The sequence below is a fragment of the Pseudomonas sp. B20(2017) genome (assembly GCF_002113125.1).
GTDB lineage: Bacteria > Pseudomonadota > Gammaproteobacteria > Pseudomonadales > Pseudomonadaceae > Aquipseudomonas.
Genome location: NZ_NEJP01000007.1, coordinates 214,369 through 237,559 on the forward strand (window position 1 = coordinate 214,369; position 23,191 = coordinate 237,559).

The window sequence follows — 23,191 nt, forward strand, 5'->3', positions numbered from 1 at the left end:
GCGGGCCTCATCGGTTCGTTGTCTGGCGCAGCAGCATGGTGCCACCGCGCTGGGTAAATTCAAGTTTGTTCAGGGCGCTCATGCCGAGCAGCACCTGATCGCCATGCAGGCCGGGCGCCACCAGTGCGCGGACATCCCGCAGCACGATGTCGCCCAGTTGCAGGCGGTCGATCCGGGTGCGATAGCCCTGGCTCAGGCCATTGGCCGTGCTCAGGGTCACACCGAAACCTTCTTCCAGCCGGAGGTTTTTCGCCACCTCGGCCGGGATTGCCACGTCGGTCGCTCCGGTGTCGAGCATGAACTCCACCGGCCGACCGTTGATCAGGCCGCTGGCGACAAAATGTCCTTGGGCGTTGCCGATCAGTTTCACTTCGATAAAGCCGTTGCCCTGCTGCGAAGCCACTTCCACATTGGGATTACGCTGGCGTTCTTCCCACTGGCCGAAAAACCGCGTGGCCAGAAACAGCGCCGCGCACCACGCCAGAATCATCAGCACCCGACCGGCGCGCTTGCCCGGCGGTTGCTGGCTCACGGCTTGGCGCTCCAGCCACCCTCAGGCGCGGCGAAACGCCAGATGATCGGGCGAACCTCGCCATCGGCGCGCGGGCCGAAATTGTTGTCGACGCCGATCCACGCACCTTGAGCATCGACCACCAGCGCCTCTTCCAGCCCGAAGTTCTGCGAATAACGACGATTGGCCTGCAACAACTCGGCCGCATACGACCAGCAAAGCTCGACCTTGGCCGTCAGCGCATCGCGACGACAGATCTGGTACGCGTTGCGCTCAAGGGTAAACAGTTTGCCGTTGAACAGGGACACGTCGGAAAAATCCCGATTGACCGGCCGGGCTTTCGGGAACTGCGGCGGTTGCATTTCCATCCCGCCCTCGCTGAGCAGCACGCAGCGCCCGTCACAATCCCACACCGTCTGCTGACGCTTGATCATCAGCAAGCCACGGCTTTGCCGCTCCGCAGCCAGCCACATCTGATCGCCCGCCGGATTGATCGCCAGGCCTTCGAATATCGCGTTGAACTGCAGCAGCATCCCGCTGGCCCGGGCCTCGCGAACCATCATCGGCGAGATTTTCAGCCACGACGACGGCCCCTGAGGCGGCACTTGCAGCACCGCTGCGTGGGCTTCGCTGACAATGTAGCGGTTGCCGGCGCTGTCGCAGGTGATGCCTTCGAAATCCAGATCGCCGCCCCGAATGAACGAAGCCGCCCAGGTGCGCGAGCTGATGCCCCACGGCAAGCCGCTGTCCGGCACTTTTGGCGGATCGATGCGCACGGCCGTGGCCTGCCAGACCCGGTCGCGGATATCGAGACGGTAGATCTGATCATCGTCGCGGTCCGAAACGGTCCACAGATCATTGCCACACAAGGCCAGCCCCGACAGGTTGCCGCCGCGCATGCCTTCGACCGGGTGCTCGGCGAGCACGCGCAGCTCTTGCGCAGGCTCTGCCGACACCGTCATCGAACCCAGCAGCAACGCACCCGCCAAGGCCCAGCCAAACCGCATCAGGCCAGAACCTCGGCGAGGTTGCCCTTGGATTCGAGCCAGGTCTTGCGGTCGCCGGCGCGTTTCTTCGCCAGCAGCATGTCCATTATTTCCGAGGTCTGGGCGAAGTCGTCCCCGAGGGTCAACTGCACCAGGCGCCGAGTGTTCGGGTCCATGGTGGTTTCACGCAGTTGCGGCGGGTTCATTTCACCCAGACCCTTGAATCGGGTGACCTGCGGCTTGCCGCGTTTCTTCTCGGCCACCAGACGGTCGAGGATCCCGTCGCGCTCGGCCTCGTCGAGGGCGTAGTAGATTTCTTTGCCCAGGTCGATGCGGTACAGCGGCGGCATCGCGACGTAGACGTGCCCAGCGTCCACCAGCGGGCGGAAATGCTGGACGAACAAGGCGCAGAGCAAGGTCGCGATGTGCAGACCGTCGGAGTCGGCGTCAGCGAGGATGCAGATCTTGCCGTAGCGCAGCTGGCTCATGTCCTCGGCGCCCGGATCGACACCGATGGCCACGGCGATGTTGTGCACTTCCTGGCTGGCCAGCACTTCGCTGCCGTCGACTTCCCAGGTGTTGAGGATCTTGCCGCGCAACGGCAGGATCGCCTGGAATTCCTTGTCCCGCGCTTGTTTGGCCGAACCGCCGGCGGAATCACCTTCCACCAGGAACAGCTCGGAACGCATCGGGTCCTGCCCGGCACAATCGGCCAGTTTGCCCGGCAATGCCGGGCCCTGGGTGATGCGTTTGCGCTCGACCTTTTTGCTCGCTTTCAGGCGACGGCCGGCGTTGCTGATTGCCAGTTCGGCCAGCGCCAGACCGGTTTCCGGGTTGGCGTTGAGCCACAGGCTGAACGCGTCCTTGACCACACCGGAGACGAACGCCGCCGCTTCACGGGACGACAGGCGCTCCTTGGTCTGCCCGGAGAATTGCGGTTCCTGCATCTTCATCGACAGGACGAAAGCGATGCGCTCCCAGACGTCTTCCGGCGCCAGCTTCACGCCGCGCGGCAGCAGGCTGCGGAATTCGCAAAACTCGCGCATCGCATCGAGCAAGCCCTGACGCAAGCCGTTGACGTGGGTGCCGCCCTGCTCCGTCGGGATCAGGTTGACGTAGCTTTCAGTGACCGAGGTGCCGCCCTCAGGCAGCCACAGCAGGGCCCACTCGACCGCTTCCTTGGTGCCCGCCAGGTTGCCGCAGAACGGCGCGTCCGGCAGACGCTCGAATTCGCTGACCGCGTCTACCAGATAGGAGCGCAGGCCATCCTCGTAATGCCACTCGACCTTTTCGCCGGTGCCTTTGTCTTCGAAGCTGATCAGCAGCCCCGGGCACAGAACGGCCTTGGCCTTGAGCACGTGTTTGAGGCGGCTGATGGAGAATTTTGGCGAATCGAAGTATTTCGGGTCCGGCGCAAAATACACGCTGGTCCCGGTATTGCGCTTGCCGACGGTGCCGATCACTTGCAGATCGGTGGCCTTGAAGCCATCGGCGAAGGTCATCTCGTATTCGTTGCCGTCACGCTTGACCCGCACCCGCACCTGGGTCGACAAGGCGTTGACCACGGAAATACCCACCCCGTGCAGACCGCCGGAGAACTGGTAATTCTTGTTGGAAAACTTGCCGCCCGCATGGAGCTTGGTGAGGATCAGTTCAACGCCCGACACCCCCTCTTCCGGGTGGATGTCGACCGGCATGCCACGGCCGTCGTCGCAGACTTCCAGCGAGTGATCGGCGTGGAGGATGACCTGAATCGATTTGGCGTGGCCGGCCAGGGCTTCGTCGACGCTGTTGTCGATGACTTCCTGGGCAAGGTGGTTCGGCCGACTGGTGTCGGTGTACATGCCGGGGCGCTTGCGCACCGGGTCGAGGCCCGAGAGGACTTCGATGGCGTCGGCGTTATAGGAGCTAGCGCTGGGAGTGGCCATAGGGTCTCGTCGTCAGTGATTCAATGAAAATGGGGCAAGACTTCACAGTAAGGTGAAATCGATTGCCTGATAGGTATCGGCGCCAATCCCGGCAAAGCTGAGCAATGCCGGCAATTGTGTAACAAATCCTTGGAAACTGTGGTCGCCGCCGGCCTGAATGCGCAGGGCACAGGCCCGGTAATACTGCTGGGCAAGGCGATAATCCAGCGTTTCATCCCCGGTCTGCAACCATACCTGATAACGCTGCGGATCCTGCGGCGCCGGCACTTCCAGCTCGGCGAGGGCCGTCACGTGGTCGTGGGTCAGTTCCCAGGTTTCGTCGGTGTACAGGTTTTTCTGCGTTCCCAGGTATCCGTCGAACATCCGGTGCGGACTGACGGCCGGGTTGACCAGCAAGGCTTTCAGGCCATGGCGCTCGGCCAGGTGAGTCGCATAGTAGCCGCCGAGCGAGCTTCCCACCAGCAACGGCTGGCCGAGTTCAGCGATTGCCTGCTCCAGCTGACCGATGGCTTCGCGCGGGTGATGGTGCAGCGCCGGCACACGCAGTTGATCGCTCAAACCCAGCTGCTCCATCACCTCGACCAGCTGACAGGCCTTCTTCGAGGCCGGCGCGCTGTTGAAACCATGGATATAGAGAATCGAACCGGACATTTGAGCTCCCTGGGCGTCGGCTGAAGAAAGCGGAGTTTACAGGGAGTCAGGGGGTCGTGGGTGTCTGTAAAGACGCCTTCGCGAGCAGGCTCGCTGCCACAAGGGATCTGTGCCGTTGGCAAATCCATTGTGGGAGCGAGCTTGCTCGCGAAGGACGCGGCTCGGTTTTCAGTAGCCTTCAGAGCCGTAATCGACGGTGAACTCGAAGTCGGTGACGCGCTCGACGCCAGTCTCCAGACGTCCATCCGGCAACAAGCGCAACCAGCGATATCCCGGCGCCTGCTCGCCGACCTTGAAGTCGACACTGCCCGGCTCGAACTGAATGCAGGTCGATGGCGAGGCGATCAGCCTTACGCCGTTGCGTTCGCGGTCGATTTCCTGATGCACATGCCCCCACAGCACGGCGCGGGCCTGCGGGAAACGGTCGAGCACTTCGAAAAACGCTTCCGGGTTACGCAAACCGATCGGCTCCATCCAGGCGCAACCGATCGACACCGGATGATGGTGGAAGCACACCAGATGATGGCGATCCGGCGCTTCGCTCAGGGAGCGGGCGAGCAATTGCAGTTGGTCATCCTGCAAATACCCCGGCACCGATCCGGGTACCGCCGAATCGAGCAGGGTCACGCGCCAGTTGCCGACATCCACCACGGACTCCAGCAGCGCGCTCTTCACAGTCGCCTGAGCCATGATCTGCGGTTCGTCGTGGTTGCCGGGGATCCAGCGGGCCGGCGCGTCGATCTGCGCCGTCATCTGCCGGAATTGTTGGTAAGACTCCAGCGTACCGTCCTGGGACAGGTCGCCGCTGGCAACGATCAGGTCGATCCGCGGTTGCTGTTCGAGCACCAGCTCGATGACTTTTTGCAGGCTCTCGCGGGTGTTCATGCCCAGCAGCGTTCTGTCCGCCTCGGCGAACAGATGGCTGTCAGAGAGTTGCACCAGCAACGCCGTGTTGGCGGTGGTCAAAGTCGATACGCTCGGCAAGGCGTTCTCCCCCGGGATCGCGGGACTGGATAGTGCGGCAATTATGCGGGGGGACAACGCAAAGAGAAACCGGCGAACCGGACGCAGTTCACAACTTGCGGTGGTTATCGGACCGCCGCGTATTCGTGTCCGCACGCCAGGCAATGACTCAGCCATTCGCCCAGGAACAGATTGAGCTGAGCCTTCTCGTCCGGCTGATGCATGGCCGCATTCGGGTAAGGATAGACGCCGCGAAAACGTCGCGCATGCTCGGCGCTGATCACCTCGGCCATGCGCGCGTCGTGATAGACCTGCACTTCCAGTTGCGGCACCGGCAGCCACGGCAGGCTATGTTCCTGACGCACTTGCAGGGTCGTGGTGTATGGACAGGCCTGTAGCACTTCCAGGGTCAGTACGCCGAGCATCTGGTCGCCCTGGGTCACGGCGATGCGCCGTGCCTCGGGGTCGCTGCGCATGTCCGGCAACAATCGCATCAGGCGCGCGTAGTTCGCCTCGCAGGCGGCCTGCAGCCCCACGAGGTCGACGCGGTAGCGATCGCGCAACTTGTTTACGACCATAGCCCCCTCACTTCGGCGCGATTGAGCGCCAGCCACTGCAAGGCGATGATGCTCGCCGCATTGGCAATCCGTCCGTCACGTACGGCCTGCAGGGCATCTTCAAAGGCCCAGACCGTGACGCGAATATCTTCAGCTTCTTCCTCCAGCCCATGCAGGCCGCCCACGCCTTCGGTGCTGCAACGCCCCAGATACAAATGCACGAATTCGTTGCTGCCACCCGGCGATGGAAAGTATTTGGTCATCGGCCACAGGGCCTTGATGTCCAGCCCAGCTTCCTCCTGTGCCTCGCGGTGAGCAACTTCTTCCGGCTGTTCGTCCTTGTCGATCAGACCGGCGACCAGTTCAACCAGCCACGGGTTGTCCGCCTTGCCCATGGCGCCGACGCGAAACTGCTCGATCAGCACCACTTCATCGCGCTGCGGATCGTAGGGCAGCATGCACACGGCATCATGACGCACGAACACTTCACGATTGATTTCGCGGCTCATGCCACCGGCGAACAGTTCGTGGCGCAAGTGCACACGGTCGAGCTTGTAGAAGCCCTTGTAGCACTGCTCGCGTCGCACGATATCGACGGCGGTGGGAATGGCTTTGGCAAAATCGGTCATGAGCATCCTCTTTACTGCAAATCCAATACGAGGCTCCTGACTTGCCACCTCGACTTCGCGCCATCCTAACGCGCCCGTGACGTTTGATGCAGCCCCTTTACTGTCAGCGGGATGGACGGTGGAGGCGAAACCCACTCTAATTAGCTTAGTGGCGAACTGACCGCTTCGTTGAGAGTCGAAGCCGTAACTTTTTGCCTTCCCCTGCTTCAGAAAGGACGCCCATGTCGCTTTTCAAAATTGCCTCCGTGGCAGCCATCGCCCTGACCCTGGGCGCCTGCGCCAGCCTGTTCCAGCCCAACTACCGCACGCCGCTGGAAACCACCCGCGACGCGTCGGAAACGCTGAAACCGGGTTGTTCCAACCCGGACTGCCCGCTGGTGAATATCGATACATTGCGCTTCCCGTCAGAACCGGCGCTGGACGGCATCATCGAAAAACGCCTGCTGCAAATGACCCGCTCCGCCCCGAACGCCCCGGTGGCGCCGACGCTGGCGGCGTATCGCGAGCAGTTCCTGGCCAACGCCGGCCCGCGCAACAGCAGCTATTTGCAGGCGAAAGTACGCGAGCAGCATGACGGTCTGGTGATCATCGAAACATCGAGCTACCTGGACACCGGCGGCGCCCACGGTACGCCGGGACGCGGCTTCATCAACTATTCGCGTCAGCAGCACAAAGTGCTGACCCTGGCGGACATGCTGCTGCCAGGTCAGGAAGAGGCGTTCTGGAAAGCGGCCCAAGTAGCGCACAACAGCTGGCTGATCAGCACCAAGCTCGATCAGGAACCGGAATTCGTGAAGAGCTGGCCGTTCGTCAAAACCCCGAACGTGGCGCTGACCTACGGTGGCGTGATCCTCAAGTACGACGTGACCACCATCGCGCCTTACGCGTTGGGCCACGTCGAACTGAAGATCCCTTACCCGCGCCTGAACGGCATTCTCAAGCCCGAGCTGTTTCCCGGCCGTAACTGAAAGCCCGGCCGAGCACGAGTTGCAGCAGCCCTGCCAGCACCAGCGCCGGCAGGGTCGCGCCGACATCCGGATACAGATTGGCCAGCAAGTGATAGGTGCTGATGCCACCCAGCCAGGCCAATAGCGCCGGCCAGCGCAACGCGGCCGACGCCACCTGGGCACTGCGCTTGCGCAGGATGAAGTGATCCACCAGCACCACGCCGAACAGCGGTGCAAACACCGAACCGATCAACAGCAGGAAGTTCTGGTACTGCGCCAACGGCGCGAGCAAGGCAATCAGGGTGCAGATCACACCGATGGCCAGCGCCAGATGCTCGACTTTCAGACGCAACAGAATCCCGCTGGAAACCGCTGCCGAGTGAATGTCGGCGAAAGCGTTTTCTGACTCGTCCAGCAGAATCAGCAACAGTGGAATGCCCAGACCCGCACCGGCCAGTGCCAGCAGCAGCGCGTTGACTTCACCGCTCGGCGCGAATGCCAGGGTGTAGGCCACGCCCAGGCTCATCAGCCAGAAGTTGCCGATGAAGAAACCGATCGCCGTGCCACCGAATACGTTCTTCGCCCGCTTTCCGAAACGCGAGTAGTCGGCGATCAGCGGCAGCCACGACAGCGGCATCGCAATCGCAATGTCGAAGCCCACGGCGAGCGGCATCGAGCCATCCCCGGCCTGCGCCCACAAGGCGGCGAGATCGGCCTTGGCGAACAGGTTCCAGGTCAGCCAGATGCACGCGGCCAGAATCAGCCAGATGCCCCACTTGCGCAGGATCTTGCGCACGAACGTCAACGGACCGCTGACCGCAAGCAACGTCGCCAGCGCACCGAAGCACAAAGTCCACAACATCGGACTGGCCCACAGCGAACCCTCGCTGAACGCACGGCTGCCGAGCAGGCTGGCCGCATCGCGCATGACGATGATTTCGAACGAACCCCAACCGATCAATTGCAGCAGGTTGAGCAGCGCCGGCAGGCTCGCGCCTTTGCTGCCGAGGCTGAGTTTCAGCGCGGCCATCGACGACAGGCCGGTGTCGCTGCCGATCACGCCGACGGCGGCCAGCAACAGGACGCCAACCAGGGTGCCGAGGAAGATCGCCAGCAGCGATCCCGACAGACCCAGCCCCGGCGCCAGCAGCGCGCCGGTCTGCAACACCATCAGGCCGATGCCGAGGGAAAACCACAGGGAAAACAGATCGCGACCACCGAATACACGCTGGTTGGCGGGCACGGCGAGGTCGGGGGAATAAGTACCGGGTTGAATGCTCAAGGGTGTTATCTCAGAGGGACATTTGTTGTTGTGTCGACCGTATTCGCGAGCAAGCTCGCTCCCACTTTGGAATGCATTCAAATGTGGGAGCGAGCTTGCTCGCGAAGGGGCCATTACAGGCCCCACCCTTTCAGGTCAGATCAAACCTTCTTGTACAGCTGACTGCCTTCCTTCTTGAACCGCTCGGCCTGTTCCGCCAGGCCCTGGGCGACGTCCACGTCGACCGCGTCGATCCGCTGGTTGGCCGCGTATTCACGGACTTCCTGAGTGATCTTCATCGAGCAGAATTTCGGCCCGCACATCGAACAGAAATGCGCGACCTTCGCCGAGTCCTTCGGCAGGGTTTCATCGTGATACGAACGGGCGGTGTCCGGATCCAGACCGAGGTTGAACTGGTCTTCCCAACGGAATTCGAAACGCGCCTTGCTCAAGGCGTTGTCGCGGATCTGCGCGCCCGGATGTCCTTTAGCCAAGTCCGCTGCGTGGGCGGCGATCTTGTAGGTGATGATCCCGGTCTTCACGTCATCCTTGTTCGGCAGACCCAGGTGTTCCTTCGGCGTCACGTAGCAGAGCATCGCGCAACCGAACCAGCCGATCATCGCCGCACCGATGCCGGAGGTGATGTGGTCGTAGCCCGGCGCAATGTCGGTGGTCAGCGGGCCGAGGGTGTAGAACGGCGCCTCGTCGCAGCACTCCAGTTGCTTGTCCATGTTCTCTTTGATCAACTGCATCGGCACGTGGCCCGGGCCTTCGATCATGCATTGCACGTCGTGCTTCCAGGCGATCTTGGTCAGCTCACCGAGGGTTTCCAGTTCGCCGAATTGCGCTTCGTCATTGGCGTCGGCAATCGAGCCCGGACGCAGGCCGTCGCCCAGCGAGAAGCTGACGTCGTAGGCCTTCATGATTTCGCAGATTTCGTCGAAGTGGGTGTAGAGGAAGTTCTCTTTGTGGTGCGCCAGGCACCACTTGGCCATGATCGAACCGCCACGAGACACGATGCCGGTCACACGCTTGGCGGTCAGCGGCACGTAGCGCAGCAACACGCCGGCGTGGATGGTGAAGTAGTCGACGCCCTGCTCCGCCTGCTCGATCAGCGTGTCGCGGAACAGCTCCCAGGTCAGGTCTTCGGCGACACCGTTGACCTTTTCCAGCGCCTGATAAATCGGCACGGTGCCGATCGGAACCGGCGAGTTGCGGATGATCCACTCGCGGGTTTCGTGGATGTGCTTGCCGGTGGACAAGTCCATCACGGTGTCCGAGCCCCAGCGAATGCCCCAGGTCAGTTTCGCCACTTCTTCTTCGATGGACGAACCCAGCGCACTGTTGCCGATGTTGCCGTTGATCTTCACCAGGAAGTTGCGGCCAATGATCATCGGTTCCAGTTCGACGTGGTTGATGTTGGCCGGAATGATCGCGCGGCCACGGGCGATTTCTTCGCGCACGAATTCAGGAGTGATTTCTTTCGGGATGCTCGCGCCGAAGCTGTGACCGGCGTGTTGCTGGTTCAGCAGACCGGCAGCGCGGGCTTCTTGCAGCTTCATGTTTTCGCGGATGGCGACGTATTCCATCTCCGCGGTGATGATGCCTTTGCGCGCGTAGTGCATCTGACTGACGTTGGCCCCGGCTTTGGCGCGACGCGGGTTATTGACGTGGGCGAAACGCAGCTTGGTCAGTTCGGCGTCGGCAAGACGTTGCTGGCCGAAATTCGAGCTCAGGCCTGGCAGGCGCTCGGTGTCGCCACGATCGTCGATCCACGCCGAACGCACGTCCCCCAGACCTTTGCGCACGTCGATCACCACGTTCGGATCGGTGTACGGGCCGGAGGTGTCGTAGACGGTGACCGGTGCGTTGATTTCGCCGCCGAAGTCGGTCGGGGTCACATCGAGGGTGATTTCGCGCATCGGCACGCGGATGTCCGGGCGGGAGCCCTGAACGTAGACTTTTTGCGAACGGGTGAACGGTTGAACCGACTGCTCGTCGACCTTGGCCGAGTCACTCAGGTTGATCGCGTTTTTAGATTTTGTAGTCATCACGGGCTCTCCAGACAGCATCCAGGCAGTGGATTGTCGGAGCAGAACCTGAAAGGCACGGACGCACCAGGAATGGTGCTGTGCATCGTCGTCGAGCGTTCGATTGTCGAACAATATCCCGGACGAAGCACAAGAGGACTCGCCGGGTGACGAGAAATCTTGTTCCCTACGCAGGCGCTAACCTGATCAGGTTCAACGGGATCCGAAATTATTCGATCTCAGCCTCATAGCAAGGCACCCCGACAAGAACCCGGCCAGTCTAGACACAACCGGCAAAGAACGCCAACACCGTGGCAAACACCATGATGAATGGCGCAATTGCGGCGGCTTGCAGGATTGTGAGCGCCTCAATGCGCATCTACACTCGCTTTGCCCCGCCTCGCCTTGACGCCATGCCTTGACGACGCCGCGCCCGCGCCCTACCTTGGCGCCCGGATTATTTCCATAATATTCATGCTAGGGATCGCCTCATGCTGCGCAAACTCTCACTGGCTGTTGCCGTGTCTTGTGCGTCCAACACAATGGTCTGGGCAGCCGAAGCGCCCTTGTCGACCAAAACCGATCTGGTCAGCGTCTATCAGGAAGCCGTCGACAACAACGCCGATCTGGCGGCGGCCCGCGCTCAATATGGCGCACAGAAAGAAGTGGTGCCCCAGGCCCGCGCCGGGCTGCTGCCGAACCTTTCAGGCGGTGCTGAAACAGCCAATGTGCGCACCTCGATCGATCAGCCATCGGCCATCGCCAACCGCAGCGCCCATTCATACCAGGCGACCCTGGCCCAGCCGCTGTTCCGCGCCGATCGCTGGTTCCAGTACCAGGCCGCCAAGGACGTCAACGAGCAGGCCGCGCTGCAACTCTCGGCCACCGAACAGAACCTGATCCTGCAATCAGCCGAAAGCTATTTCAACGTGCTGCGCAGCCAGGACAACCTGGCCTCGACCAAGGCAGAAGAAGCCGCGTTCAAGCGCCAGCTCGACCAGTCCAACGAGCGCTTCGACGTGGGCCTCTCGGACAAGACCGACGTGCTGCAATCGCAAGCCAGTTACGACACCGCACGGGCCAACCGGATCGTCGCCCAGCGTCAGGTCGATGATGCGTTCGAAGCGCTGATTACCCTGACCAATCGTCAGTACAACTCGATTCAGGGGATTGTCCACACGCTGCCGATCCTGCCGCCGGCACCGAACGACGCCAAGTCGTGGGTCGATACCGCCGCCCGACAGAACCTCAATCTGTTGGCCAGCAACTACGCGGTGAGCTCCGCCGAGCAGACTCTGAAGCAGCGCAAGGCCGGTCACTTGCCAACCCTCGATGCTGTGGCCAAATACGAAAAAGGCGATAACGATGCGCTTGGGTTCGCCAACCCGAATGCCTTCGGCCAACCTTATGGAGGAAACGTCGAGCAGAGTACGCTGGGCCTGCAACTGAACATTCCGATCTACAGCGGCGGCCTGACTAGCTCGCAAGTGCGCCAGTCGTATGCGCAACTGGATCAGAGCGAACAGCAACGCGAAAGCCTGCGTCGACAGATCGTGGAGAACACCCGCAATCTGCATCGCGCGGTGAACACCGACGTCGAGCAGGTACAGGCACGCCGCCAGTCGATCATCTCCAACCAGAGCGCGGTGGAAGCCACGGAAATCGGTTACCAGGTGGGGACGCGCAACATCGTCGACGTGCTCGACGCCCAGCGTCAGCTGTACACCTCGGTGCGCAACTACAACAACACCCGCTACGACTACATCCTCGACAACCTGCGCCTGAAGCAGGCGGCGGGGACGTTGAACCCGGGTGATTTGCAGGATCTGACGCGTTATCTGAAAGCCGACTACAACCCGGACAAGGATTTCCTGCCGCCAGATCTGGCCAAGGCTGCCGAGGCCCAGCTCAAGGCCCGGCCTTAAACAAAAAACGCAGCCCTGAGGCTGCGTTTTTTTATGGGCGGTCGATCAACCTTCCCAGTCCATCGAGCAAGCGCTGCAACGCGCCCTGATTGCGGCGCATCACGCTCAGCCCGGCTTCCGCCATGCGCTGTGCGTCGCGCGGCAGTTCAAACAGGCGCTGCACTTCTGTCGCCAGACCTTCGGCGTCATCCACCTCGGCCAATGCCCCGGCGCTGCGCAGTTGCGCGGCGATGTCGAGAAAGTTGAACAGATGCGGGCCGCTGATCACCGGTTTCGCCAGCGCTGCCGGCTCCAGCAAGTTGTGCCCGCCATTGGGCACCAGACTGCCGCCGACGAACGCGCTGTCCGCTAACGCATAGAGAAACAGCAACTCGCCCATCGTGTCACCAAGCAGCACCGAGGTTTGTGCATCGACATTCGCGCCGGTGGAACGGCGCACCGTGGCAAAGCCTTCACGCTGGCACAACTCGAACACCGAGTTGAAACGCTCCGGGTGACGCGGCACCAGAATCAGCAGCGCATCGGGATGGTTGGCCAGCAGGCGACGATGGGCGTTCAGCACCACGTCATCTTCGCCTTCATGGGTACTGGCGGCGATCCACACCGGCCGCTCCTGCGCCTGCCACTGGCCGCGCAGTTCAGCGGCACGTTGCAACAGTTGCGGGTCGATGGTCAGGTCGAACTTGATCGAGCCGGTGACCTCGACTGTTTCCGGGCGCGCACCGAGATCGCGAAAACGCTGCGCTTCGGCTTCGGTCTGCACGGCGAACAGGCTCATCTCGGCGAGCATCGGTGCGGTCAGTTTGCTGAACCGGCCATAACCCTTGGCCGAACGCTCGGACAGGCGCCCGTTGGCCAGCGCCACAGGAATTGCGCGTTTGGCGCATTGGTGAATGTGATTCGGCCACAGTTCGGTTTCCATGATCACTGCCAGTTTCGGCTGCACGCGATCCAGAAAACGCGCGGCTGCGCAGGGCAAGTCATACGGCAAATAGCAATGCTGGATGCGCGGCTCGTCTGCGAACATCGCGTGAATGCGCTCCGAACCGGTCGGCGTCATGCAGGTCACGGTGATCGGCAGCTGTGGATAACGTTGCAGCAGTGCGCGAATCATCGGCGCGGCCGCGATGCTTTCGCCCACCGACACGGCGTGAACCCAGATGCCGCCCGGTTGCAGGGCCGGCATGCCGTAGGAGAAACGTTCGCCAATCCGCTTGGCATACGCCGGTGCCTTGCGCGAACGCAGCCACAGCCGAATCGCCACCAATGGCAGCCCCAGGTAAAACAGCGCGGTGTAGAGAGTTCTATTCATGGCGGCGGAGTTTATCGGCTTTTGCCGCCGATCGCCCGCAGGTGTATGGCAAATCGCTCCGCCAGCCAACGGGCGGCCGGGCCAAGCGGTTCATCGCGACGCCAGACCAGTTCCACCACCAGTGCCGGCGGCGTCCATTCGCTGTCGAGTTCCACCATCAGGCCCTGATACGCCGAATACTGCACCACATGCCGCGGCAACCAAGCCCAACCGAGGTCACGCACCAGCCATTCGGCCATCACGTAGAAGCTGTCGGCGCGCCAGACCTGTGGACTGGCTGGTTCGCTGCCGGGATAGACACTGGTCTGGGTCGACATCAGCAATTGTCGATGCTGAGCAAGCTGCTGGCAGTTGACCCGGGATTGCGCCGCCAGCGGATGATTGACGCCACAAACCGTTACCATTTCCACGCTGCCCAACACTCGACGCTCCAGCGCTTCGGGGATTTCGTCGTGATAGAACAACAGCCCGAGATCAGCCCGGCGCTCCACCAGTTTGCGTGAAACTTCGCCTTGGGCGGCGCTGGTCAGCTGTACTTCAAGACTGGGAAACTGTTCCGCCAGCGCACCGAAGCTTTCCACCAGTGCCTGATAGGGCATCGCCTCATCCTGAGCCACCCGCAGTTGCGCTTCCTGCCCGCGCATCATGGCCACGGCCCGTCCGTTCAGACGCTCGCACTGGCGCAACACTTCCCGCGCCTCTTCCAGCAACGCCTCCCCCGCTTCGGTAAGACTCGGCTGACGACCGCTGCTACGCTCGAACAGGCTGATACCGAGATCGTCCTCGAGCATGGCAATCGCGCTGCTTATCGCCGACTGTGCCTTACGTTGCTGACGTGCCACGGCAGAAAACGAACGCTGTTCGGCGACGCCGACAAACACCCGCAACTGCTCCAGATTCCACTGCATGCTCATCGGGCCAACCCATCTTTTAAACAGATAGGTAATGACTTTACCCCATCTGGGGAGTCACTAAAATGCCGCCTCAGAAAGCCACGTTTCACATGAGGATTGAATCATGACCGCCTACGCCTACCTGGCCATTGCCATCTGCGCCGAAGTGATCGCCACCGTTTCGATGAAAGCCGTCAAAGGCTTCAGCACGCCGTTGCCGCTGCTGCTGGTCATCGTTGGTTATGGCATCGCGTTCTGGATGCTGACGCTGGTGGTGCGCAGCGTGCCGGTGGGCGTGGCCTACGCGGTGTGGGCCGGCATGGGCATCGTCATGGTCAGCGTCGCGGCGCTGTTCATCTATGGGCAGAAGCTGGATGTCCCGGCGATGCTCGGAATGGCGCTGATCGTGCTCGGCGTGGTGGTGATTCAACTGTTCTCGAAAACCGCCGGCCATTAACTGATTAATGCATAACCCCCTGTGGGAGCGGGCTTGCTCGCGAAGACGGTGTGTCAGGCAACATTGTTGTTAACTGATAGACCGATTTCGCGAGCAAGCCCGCTCCCACATTGCCCGACACCTTCCCCTCTGTTGATCATCGACAAATCCCCTTTTCCCCGAGTCTGTATACTGCGCCCTCGTCTTGAACACTGAGGTCGTTGCATGCCATCTCCCATTTCCACCGACGTGCTGATTGTCGGCGCTGGCGTCGCCGGTCTCTGGCTGAACGCGCGCCTGCGTCGCCAGGGTTTCTCGACCGTGCTGGTGGAAAGTGCCAGCCTCGGCGGCGGGCAGAGTGTAAAGTCCCAGGGCATCATCCACGGCGGCGCCAAGTACGCGCTGCACGGTGCGCTGACCGGCGCCTCGGAAGCCATCGCCGACATGCCGCGCCGCTGGCGTGAAGCCCTGGCCGGCAACGGCGAACTGGACCTGAGCGGTGTACGCCTGCTGTCCGAAGCCCATTACCTGTGGTCACCGGGCACCCTGGCCGGCAACCTCACCAGTTTCTTCGCCAGTAAAGCGGTGCGTGGCCGGGTCGATCAGGTCAAGGGCGATCAACTGCCGCCGGCCCTGCAAGACAAACGTTTCAAAGGCAAGGTCTACCGCCTCGCCGAACTGGTGATCGACGTGCCAAGCCTGATCCAGCGTCTGGCCGACCTGTCGGGCGACGGCCTGCTCGCCGGCCAGACCATCGAGCCACTGCTGGAAAGCGGCGTGCTGGTTGGCTTGAAGGTTGATGGCCGCGAGATCCGTGCCCAGCGCATCGTGCTCAGTGCCGGTGCCGGCACCGCCGATCTGCTGACTGCTTTGGGCCTGACTCATCCGGCCATGCAACGCCGGCCGCTGCACATGATCATCGCCAAGGGCCCGGGCCTGAAGCCGCTGTACGCGCACTGCCTCGGTGGCGGCACCAAGCCGCGCATTACCGTGACCACTCACCCGGCCGCTGACGGTCAGTGGGTCTGGTATCTGGGTGGTGACATTGCCGAATCCGAAGGCGTGGCCCGTGAGCCGGCCGAACAGATCGCCACCGCCCAGAAAGAAATCGGTCAGTTGCTGCCATGGATCGACCTGAGCACCGTGCAATGGGCGACCCTGCGCGTCGATCGCGCCGAACCGCTGCAAACCGGCCTGACCCGCCCGGACAACGCCTTCCTTGCAGAAGAAGGTCGCCTGCTGGTCGGCTGGCCAACCAAACTGGCCTTGGCGCCGGATTTCGCTGACCGCGTGATCGCATCCCTCGAACGCGATGGCATCCAGCCAAGCCACGCTGCTCCGCTGCCCGAGCTGCCAAAACCGCCGATGGGCGTTCCCGCCTGGGAGCAATTGCTGCCATGAGCCTGCCGACCCTGCACGATTTGCACCGCCCGCTGGGCAGCACCGGCCTGCTGGTCTCGCCGCTGGGCCTGGGCACCGTCAAACTCGGTCGCGACCAGGGTGTGAAATACCCCAACGGCTTCCAGATCCCCGACGACGCCGCCGCGCGCATGCTGCTCAAGCAGGCGAGGGAGCTGGGCATCAACCTGATCGACACCGCCCCGGCCTATGGCCGCAGTGAAGAACGCCTCGGCCCGCTACTGCGCGGCGAGCGTCAGGACTGGGTGATCGTCAGCAAGGTCGGCGAAGAATTTGTCGATGGCCAGTCGACCCACGACTTCAGCGCCGCCCACACCCGGATGTCGGTGGAGCGCAGTCTGCAACGTCTTGAAACCGATTTTATCGACCTGGTGCTGGTGCATTCCGACGGCAACGACCTGGCGATTCTCAACGACAGCGAAGTCTACGCAACCCTCGCGGCGCTCAAGGCCGAGGGCAAGATTCGTGGCTTCGGTTTCTCCGGCAAAACCGTCGACGGCGGCCTCAAAGCGCTGGAGCAAGGCGATTGCGCGATGGTCACCTACAATCTGAACGAACAAAACGAGAAGGCGGTCATTGACTATGCTGCTGCCCACGGCAAAGCCATTCTGGTGAAGAAGGCCCTGGCCAGCGGCCACGTGTGCCTGAGTCCCGGCGTGGATCCCGTGCGCGCGAGCTTCGAGTTGCTGTTCGCCCAGCCCGGCGTGGCCAGTGCCATCGTCGGGACAATCAATCCGCTGCACCTCGCCCATAACGTTGCGACCGTTGCCCAGGTCCTTCGTGGTCACTGACGCCGCCTCGCGGCCTTAAGCAGGAGCCGACATGCCGCGTACGCTCATCAGAAAGAACCCGAGCAACTTCAAGACGCTGCCGCTGTTCGTCGAAGCCACGCCGGAAGGCCTGACCTACCAGAGCGTCGGCATGCCGCTTAATTTCACCCAGACTTTGCAGCGGCGCAAACCGGTCAGCGTGGCCGACGCCGAGCGCTTTGCGCTGGAGCTGGCCAACCTCGGCGTCTCCGTGCGCCTGACCCTGCACTGGCAGAATCGCGATTACTGGGTGCTGGTGCGCCAGCGGCGGCAGGATCGCGGCGATGTGGTGCTCAAGCTGATTTCCGGCTACGTGCCGGCGCACGAACTGAATATCCCGCTGCACACAGCGATTCAGGAAATCGCCGAGGAATGCCTGCTGGAAACCCCGGAAGGCTGGCTCGGCGGGCGTTTCAATGACACCTGGCTACCGGCGCCCTACGCGGCGGCATTGCATTATCGCGAGGCCCTGCCCTTTCGCCTGACGCCGCTGTCCGGTTCGGCGCGGCCGGTGCGCTGCGCCAATCTGCAATTGCTTGAACGGCCACGGGCTTACGTGCACTTGCCGACCGCGTCCCTGCAATTGATCTACGACTTGCGGCTGGACGTACCCAAGGAAGCCAAGAACCTCAGCCTGTTCCATGTCGATGAACGGCTGGAAGGCGATCAACTGGTCGCCCGGCTCGACCGCAAACGCCCCGATTTGTATTTGATGCCGTTGCAGGATGGCGAACCGCTGCCCGAGCTGTATACGCTGAAGAAAGGTCAGTTGTACCCGGCAGGCACTCGCGGTCTGTACCTGGCGGAAAGTTTCGCCAGACAGGACGGCTGGCTGGTGCGCGATGAGCGGATTCGCTGGAAGGACTGGCTGCGCCAGCAGGGTTTGACGCCGCCACCCAAGGATACGGGGCTGGCACGGTTGCGCGGCAAGGCGAAGCAACTGCTGAAGAAGATCGTGCCGCGCAAGAAAGTGAATTCCTGAACGGCAAAAGACCGCGCCTGCGAGCGACTCCAGAGAGTCGTCGCAGGCGCGGTCTTTATGTTTGCATCACTCGGACTTGCGGATTTTTTCCACAATCGCCGTGGTCGAGCTGTTTTCTACCAGTCCCAGCACCTTCACGGCGCCGCCGTAGGCTTTGACGATGTCGGCGCCGACAACCTGGTCGATGCCATAGTCGCCGCCCTTCACCAGTACGTCCGGCTTGACCTCGCGCAGCAGGTTTTCCGGGGTGCCTTCAGCGAAGCTGATCACCCAGTCCACTGCACCGAGACCGGCGAGAACCGCCATCCGACGATCGACGCTGTTGATCGGTCGGCCCGGCCCTTTCAGGCGGCTGACCGAAGCATCGTCGTTGATCGCGACGATCAGGCGATCGCCTTGGGCTCGCGCCTGCTCGAGGTAGGTCACGTGGCCGGCATGCAGGATGTCGAAGCAACCGTTGGTGAACACGATCTTCTCGTTGTGCGCACGGGCATCGGCGACGGCCAGCAGCAGTTGCTCCAGACCCAGCACGCCACGCTCGGAACCTTCTTCACGCTGAATGGCGCGACGCAGTTCCGGGGCGCTGATCGCCGCCGTACCCAGCTTGCCGACGACGATGCCCGCCGCCAGGTTGGCCAGCGCCACCGCGTGCGGCAGTTCTTCACCAGCAGCAATCGCGGCCGCCAGGGTGGAAATCACCGTGTCGCCGGCACCGGTCACGTCGAACACTTCACGGGCCCGCGCAGGCAAATGCAGCGCCGGATGATCCGGACGCAGCAGGGTCATGCCGTGCTCGCCACGGGTCACCAGCAGTGCGCCGAGATCCAGGTCGTGCATCAGCGTCGCGCCCTTCGTCACCAGCTCGTGCTCATCGGCGCAACCGCCGACGATGGCTTCGAACTCGCTGAGGTTCGGGGTGATCAGGCTCGCGCCACGGTAGATCGAGAAATCCTTGCCCTTCGGATCGGCCAGCACCGGAATGCCCTTGGCACGGGCGGCCTGGATCAGCGCCTGATGGTTTTTCAGGGCACCTTTGCCGTAGTCGGAAAGCACCAGCACCTTGATGCCTTCGAGCAGATCATCGACCTGCGCGCCGAGGGCCAGGGCGTCGGTGGCGAACGGTTCTTCGAAGTCGATACGCAGCAATTGCTGGTGCCGGCTCATGACCCGTAGCTTGACGATGGTCGGCTGGTGCGCAATGCGCTGAAACAAGGCCCGCACACCCGCGCCCTTGAGGCTGTTGCTCAGGCTGTCGGCGGCTTCGTCGTCACCGGTCACACCGACCAGCGACGCCGGCGCACCCAGCGCGGCAATGTTCAAGGCAACGTTGGCGGCACCGCCCGGGCGGTCTTCGATTTGCTCGACTTTAACGACAGGAACCGGCGCCTCAGGGGAAATCCGTGAGGTTCCACCATGCCAGTAACGGTCGAGCATGACATCGCCGACCACCAAGACAGGGGCTTGATCGAATCGCGGCATGGACAACTTCATGGAGCAACCCACATACAAAATGAACAGGGGCGCGATATTAACACAGGGTTGGCGAAGGCTTGTGCGGCGGCTGCAACAGGATGAAACAGCTGGCTTTTTTGCTCATTTTTTGAGCAAAAAAGCCGCCAGCCGATGGCAGGCATCGGCCAGCCCCACCTCATCGGTATCAATCCGGCACTCGGCATCCAACGGCGCCTCGTACGGGCTGTCGATCCCGGTGAAGTCCTTGATCCGCCCTCCTCGCGCCGCCCGGTACAAACCCTTCGGATCGCGTCGGGCGCAGACCTCCAGCGAGGTGCTGACATGCACTTCAATGAAATCACCCTCGGCGAACAGCCGGCGTGCCGTATCCCGCTCGGCACGAAACGGTGAAATGGCGGCCACGATCACGATCAACCCGGCGTCCACAATCAACCGCGCCACTTCCGCGGTGCGCCGGATGTTCTCGCGCCGACAGGTCTCGGTCATCCCCAGATCGCGACAAAGACCGGCGCGCAGGTTGTCGCCATCGAGCAGGAACGTATGCAGCCCGAACTGATGCAGATGCAGCTCCAGTGCATTGGCCAGCGTCGATTTGCCAGCCCCGGACAATCCGGTCAGCCACAGGCAGCGCGGTTGCTGCGACTTCTGCTCGGCGCGAGCCTGGGCGGGAAGGGTCAGGGCATAGGGGCGGATGGCCGGTGGCAACAGGGAAACGGTCAGTGCTTCATTCATAGCCGAGCATCTCGTAGTCACGCTCATAGACCCGCCGAACTAGACGTCGGGTGCGCTGCGTGCAGAAATCGCGCGCCGGCGACGGACGCCGCTGCCTGGAAACATTGACGTGCTGCAATTGACTCGTCAGCCCCAGGTGCTCGCACACCAGACGGAAATCCCGCTCCAGATGCTCCTGGTATCCGATGAAGTCCAGCGCCAGGCGGCCCAGTGAATCAGTGAGAAAGTCGGTTTGTGCAGCGAAATGGAGTTGTCGCGCGATGTTGTCAGGATGCAGCCAGCGTCCGACAAAATCGTCAAAGTCCCGGTAATGCCTGACCAATTGCTGGGCGGCGTGATCCCGTCCGCTCAGCTCGTTGCCGCGCAGGAAAGCGTAGGCCGAATAAGCACGCTCAAGCGGATCGCGCACGAAAGCAAACTTGTACGCTGCAGCGAACTGAGCGGGAAATTGCTCTTCATACCAGTACAGCGGCAAATGGCCGGGACGCCAGCCGTCGAACATTGCCGCGCACACGCTGCTGCCGGCACATTTGGGCACATGAATGAACAGGCAGGAGCGCTGCTCGAAAGCCTTGGGAAACTGCAGGCTGGCCGACATCGACTTGTTCACCACTTGCCGGTCGACCACCGACAGGCGCCCGAGCAGAAAGGCCCGCTGCGGTTTGGGCAGCAATTTCCAGAGATAACGTTGCAGCATGCCAGCACCCGCGCGAAGAGGATGGCCCCTTCGATTGAAGTCAGAGTTCGTTCAGGAACCTTAACAAGCGCGATGCCGGGTTTTATGCCGGTTTGGTCAAGATGGGTAAAGGTCTGGATACAAATGAATGTGGGAGCGAGCTTGCTCGCGATGGCGTATGCACATTCAACATTGATGTTGACTGTTGCACCGTCATCGCGAGCAAGCTCGCTCCCACAGGATTTACTTCTTGATCAGGCGATGTCTTCGGCCGGGGCGTCGAGGCCCATGGCATTCAGGCGAGCGTAGTAGCCGTTCTGCGCCAGCAGACTGTCGTGCGTACCGCGCTCGACGATCCGGCCCTGATCCATGACCAGAATCAGGTCGGCCTTCTCGATGGTCGACAGACGGTGAGCGATCACCAGCGTGGTACGGCCCTTCATCACTTGATCCAGGGCGGCCTGAATGTGTCGTTCGGATTCAGTGTCGAGGGCCGAGGTGGCCTCGTCGAGAATCAGCAACGGTGCGTTCTTTAGCAGCGCACGGGCAATCGCCAGACGCTGGCGCTGGCCGCCGGAAAGCAGCACGCCGTTCTCGCCGACCTGGGTGTCCAGGCCTTGGGGCAGTTGCGAAATGAAGTCCATCGCGTAGGCATCACGCGCGGCTTTCTCGATGTCTTCGCGCGGTGCCCCGGCCAGATCGCCATAGGCGATGTTGTTGGCCACGGTGTCGCTGAACAGCGTGACGTGCTGGGTTACCTGAGCAATGTGGCGGCGCAGGTTCAGCAATTTGTACTGCTCGACTTCCACACCGTCGATCAGGATCTCGCCCTTGTCGTGGTGATAGAAACGCGGAATCAGGTTGGCCAGGGTCGACTTGCCGCTGCCCGAACGTCCCACCAGTGCGACCATCTGCCCCGGCTCGACCGAGAAGCTGATGTCGTCGAGCACCTGACGGTCGGTACCCGGGTAGGTAAAGCTCAGGTTGCGTACATCGAGCCGACCGGTGACTGAATCGCGCTCGACCGTGCCGGTATCGACTTCAGGATCGACATCCAGTTGCTCGAAAATGCTTTCGGCACCGGCCACGCCCTTCTGGATGGTCGAACTGACTTCGGACAGCTGACGGATCGGCTTGGGCAGCAAACCGGCAAGAGTGATGTAGGCGACCATGTCACCGGCCGAGGCGTCACCGCGCAGGAACAGCACCAGGAACATCAGCACCGCCATGGCGCTGTAGATCACCAGCTGCAGCATCGGCGTGTAGATCGCGCCAGTACGGGTCATGCGCAGTTGTTTGTCGGTGTTGCTCTGACTGGCATCGAGGAAGCGTTTTTCCTCATACGCCTCGCCGCCAAAGCTGCGCACCACGCGATAACCCTGGATGGTTTCCGAGGCGACGTGCGTCACGTCGCCCATGGCCAGCTGGATTTTCTTGCTCTGTTTGCGGAATTTCTTGCTCGCCGTGCGCACCATCACCGCGATGAGTGGCAGGATCGCAACCATCACCAGCGTCAGCTTCCAGTTCATGAACAACAGGGAGGCGAACAGGAAGATAACCGTCATGCCTTCACGGATTACGACCTTGATCGCATCTGTTGCCGCCCCCGTGACCATGGTGACGTTAAAGGTGATACGCGAAATCAGATGTCCGGAGTTATGCTTGTCGAAGTAACGGTTGGGCAGGACGAGCAGGTTATTGAAGAGCTGTACCCGCAAGTCATGCACCAGGCCCAGGGAAACCTTGGCCAGGAAATAGTTGCCCAGATAAGATCCCAGCCCCTGCCACGCGGCGATCAGGATGATCAGCAGCGGTACGGCCTGCAGCAGCTGCAGGTCGCGCAGGTAAGGCACGGTGGGAAACAGCACCGCCTCGGGATTGGACAGGCCATCGACAAAGTACTTGAGGATGTAGCCGAGCATCGGCTGGGTCGAGGCAAAAATCAGAAAACCGACGATGCTGATCAGGAACAGACTGATGTACGGCCGGACATAGCCGAGCAGGCGGAAGTAGATTTTCAAGCTCGAAGGGCTTGCGGCGGGACTGGAGTCGGTCATATCACGCGAAAGTC

The 23,191-nt window shown here is 61.9% G+C and carries 21 protein-coding genes and 1 riboswitch; of the genes, 6 read left to right on the forward strand and 15 right to left on the reverse strand.

What is annotated here, in order from left to right:
- Positions 1-7: 7 nt before the first annotated feature.
- The 7 genes from CAF63_RS12920 to CAF63_RS12950 form a co-directional block, all read right to left on the reverse strand.
- Positions 8-532: a TIGR02281 family clan AA aspartic protease gene (locus tag CAF63_RS12920; RefSeq protein ID WP_007952204.1), complete on the reverse strand. Its 525-nt coding sequence runs from the start codon at positions 530-532 to the stop codon at positions 8-10.
- The gene (locus CAF63_RS12925; RefSeq protein WP_085685234.1) at positions 529-1,518 is read right to left on the reverse strand and encodes an esterase-like activity of phytase family protein; all 990 of its coding nucleotides are present in this window, start codon (positions 1,516-1,518) and stop codon (positions 529-531) included. The genes CAF63_RS12920 and CAF63_RS12925 overlap by 4 nt, the downstream gene beginning before the upstream one ends.
- Entirely contained in the window at positions 1,518-3,425 is a 1,908-nt protein-coding gene (parE, locus tag CAF63_RS12930; protein WP_085685238.1) for a DNA topoisomerase IV subunit B, read from the reverse strand. The genes CAF63_RS12925 and parE overlap by 1 nt, the downstream gene beginning before the upstream one ends.
- 42 nt (positions 3,426-3,467) lie before the next feature.
- Positions 3,468-4,076 (reverse strand): YqiA/YcfP family alpha/beta fold hydrolase, encoded by a 609-nt coding sequence (locus CAF63_RS12935; protein WP_085685241.1) that lies wholly within the window; start codon positions 4,074-4,076, stop codon positions 3,468-3,470.
- 168 nt (positions 4,077-4,244) lie between these two features.
- On the reverse strand, positions 4,245-5,060 hold the full coding sequence (gene cpdA, locus CAF63_RS12940; RefSeq protein WP_085685244.1) for a 3',5'-cyclic-AMP phosphodiesterase: 816 nt from the start codon (positions 5,058-5,060) through the stop codon (positions 4,245-4,247).
- A gap of 104 nt (positions 5,061-5,164) precedes the next feature.
- A complete protein-coding gene (locus tag CAF63_RS12945; RefSeq protein ID WP_007952222.1) occupies positions 5,165-5,617 on the reverse strand; it encodes a DUF1249 domain-containing protein in 453 nt (150 codons plus the stop codon).
- Positions 5,608-6,225: an NUDIX domain-containing protein gene (locus tag CAF63_RS12950; protein ID WP_085685247.1), complete on the reverse strand. Its 618-nt coding sequence runs from the start codon at positions 6,223-6,225 to the stop codon at positions 5,608-5,610. The genes CAF63_RS12945 and CAF63_RS12950 overlap by 10 nt, the downstream gene beginning before the upstream one ends.
- Before the next feature lie 221 nt (positions 6,226-6,446).
- Between CAF63_RS12950 and CAF63_RS12955 the strand changes: the two genes are divergently transcribed.
- Complete coding sequence (locus CAF63_RS12955; RefSeq protein ID WP_085685250.1) at positions 6,447-7,193, forward strand: RsiV family protein; 747 nt, start codon at positions 6,447-6,449, stop codon at positions 7,191-7,193.
- On the opposite strand, the gene cytX is transcribed toward CAF63_RS12955, so the two are convergent.
- Both cytX and thiC read right to left on the reverse strand, forming a co-directional pair.
- Complete coding sequence (cytX, locus tag CAF63_RS12960) at positions 7,162-8,454, reverse strand: putative hydroxymethylpyrimidine transporter CytX (RefSeq protein ID WP_085685253.1); 1,293 nt, start codon at positions 8,452-8,454, stop codon at positions 7,162-7,164. The genes CAF63_RS12955 and cytX overlap by 32 nt on opposite strands.
- Before the next feature lie 140 nt (positions 8,455-8,594).
- The gene (gene thiC, locus CAF63_RS12965) at positions 8,595-10,484 is read right to left on the reverse strand and encodes a phosphomethylpyrimidine synthase ThiC (protein WP_085685256.1); all 1,890 of its coding nucleotides are present in this window, start codon (positions 10,482-10,484) and stop codon (positions 8,595-8,597) included.
- 146 nt (positions 10,485-10,630) lie between these two features.
- Positions 10,631-10,736: riboswitch (TPP riboswitch) on the reverse strand.
- Between the two features lie 218 nt (positions 10,737-10,954).
- Here thiC and CAF63_RS12970 point away from each other — a divergent pair.
- Positions 10,955-12,388 carry a TolC family outer membrane protein gene (locus CAF63_RS12970; protein ID WP_085685259.1) on the forward strand — a complete coding sequence of 478 codons (1,434 nt, stop codon included), beginning with the start codon at positions 10,955-10,957 and terminating at the stop codon, positions 12,386-12,388.
- 31 nt (positions 12,389-12,419) lie between these two features.
- Here the strand turns inward: CAF63_RS12970 and waaA are convergent, their stop codons facing one another.
- Both waaA and CAF63_RS12980 read right to left on the reverse strand, forming a co-directional pair.
- A complete protein-coding gene (gene waaA, locus CAF63_RS12975; protein ID WP_085685262.1) occupies positions 12,420-13,700 on the reverse strand; it encodes a lipid IV(A) 3-deoxy-D-manno-octulosonic acid transferase in 1,281 nt (426 codons plus the stop codon).
- Positions 13,701-13,711: 11 nt separating this feature from the next.
- Positions 13,712-14,614 (reverse strand): LysR family transcriptional regulator, encoded by a 903-nt coding sequence (locus tag CAF63_RS12980; RefSeq protein ID WP_085685266.1) that lies wholly within the window; start codon positions 14,612-14,614, stop codon positions 13,712-13,714.
- Positions 14,615-14,717: 103 nt separating this feature from the next.
- On the opposite strand from CAF63_RS12980, the gene CAF63_RS12985 reads away from it, so the two are divergent.
- From CAF63_RS12985 to CAF63_RS13000, 4 genes are all read left to right on the forward strand, one after another.
- Positions 14,718-15,050, forward strand: a complete 333-nt coding sequence (locus CAF63_RS12985) for a multidrug efflux SMR transporter (RefSeq protein WP_085685269.1) — start codon at positions 14,718-14,720, stop codon at positions 15,048-15,050.
- 204 nt (positions 15,051-15,254) lie between these two features.
- Positions 15,255-16,430 (forward strand): FAD-binding oxidoreductase, encoded by a 1,176-nt coding sequence (locus CAF63_RS12990; protein ID WP_085685272.1) that lies wholly within the window; start codon positions 15,255-15,257, stop codon positions 16,428-16,430.
- The gene (locus CAF63_RS12995) at positions 16,427-17,239 is read left to right on the forward strand and encodes an aldo/keto reductase (protein WP_085685275.1); all 813 of its coding nucleotides are present in this window, start codon (positions 16,427-16,429) and stop codon (positions 17,237-17,239) included. The genes CAF63_RS12990 and CAF63_RS12995 overlap by 4 nt, the downstream gene beginning before the upstream one ends.
- 31 nt (positions 17,240-17,270) lie before the next feature.
- On the forward strand, positions 17,271-18,239 hold the full coding sequence (locus CAF63_RS13000; RefSeq protein ID WP_085685278.1) for a metal ABC transporter ATPase: 969 nt from the start codon (positions 17,271-17,273) through the stop codon (positions 18,237-18,239).
- Between the two features lie 66 nt (positions 18,240-18,305).
- Here CAF63_RS13000 and hldE read toward each other — a convergent pair whose 3' ends face one another.
- The 4 genes from hldE to msbA form a co-directional block, all read right to left on the reverse strand.
- Entirely contained in the window at positions 18,306-19,730 is a 1,425-nt protein-coding gene (hldE, locus tag CAF63_RS13005; protein WP_011332149.1) for a bifunctional D-glycero-beta-D-manno-heptose-7-phosphate kinase/D-glycero-beta-D-manno-heptose 1-phosphate adenylyltransferase HldE, read from the reverse strand.
- Between the two features lie 102 nt (positions 19,731-19,832).
- The gene (gene cysC / locus CAF63_RS13010) at positions 19,833-20,444 is read right to left on the reverse strand and encodes an adenylyl-sulfate kinase (RefSeq protein WP_085685281.1); all 612 of its coding nucleotides are present in this window, start codon (positions 20,442-20,444) and stop codon (positions 19,833-19,835) included.
- Entirely contained in the window at positions 20,437-21,141 is a 705-nt protein-coding gene (locus CAF63_RS13015) for a sulfotransferase family 2 domain-containing protein (protein ID WP_085685284.1), read from the reverse strand. The genes cysC and CAF63_RS13015 overlap by 8 nt, the downstream gene beginning before the upstream one ends.
- 233 nt (positions 21,142-21,374) lie before the next feature.
- The gene (gene msbA / locus CAF63_RS13020) at positions 21,375-23,177 is read right to left on the reverse strand and encodes a lipid A export permease/ATP-binding protein MsbA (RefSeq protein ID WP_085685287.1); all 1,803 of its coding nucleotides are present in this window, start codon (positions 23,175-23,177) and stop codon (positions 21,375-21,377) included.
- Positions 23,178-23,191 lie beyond the last annotated feature (14 nt).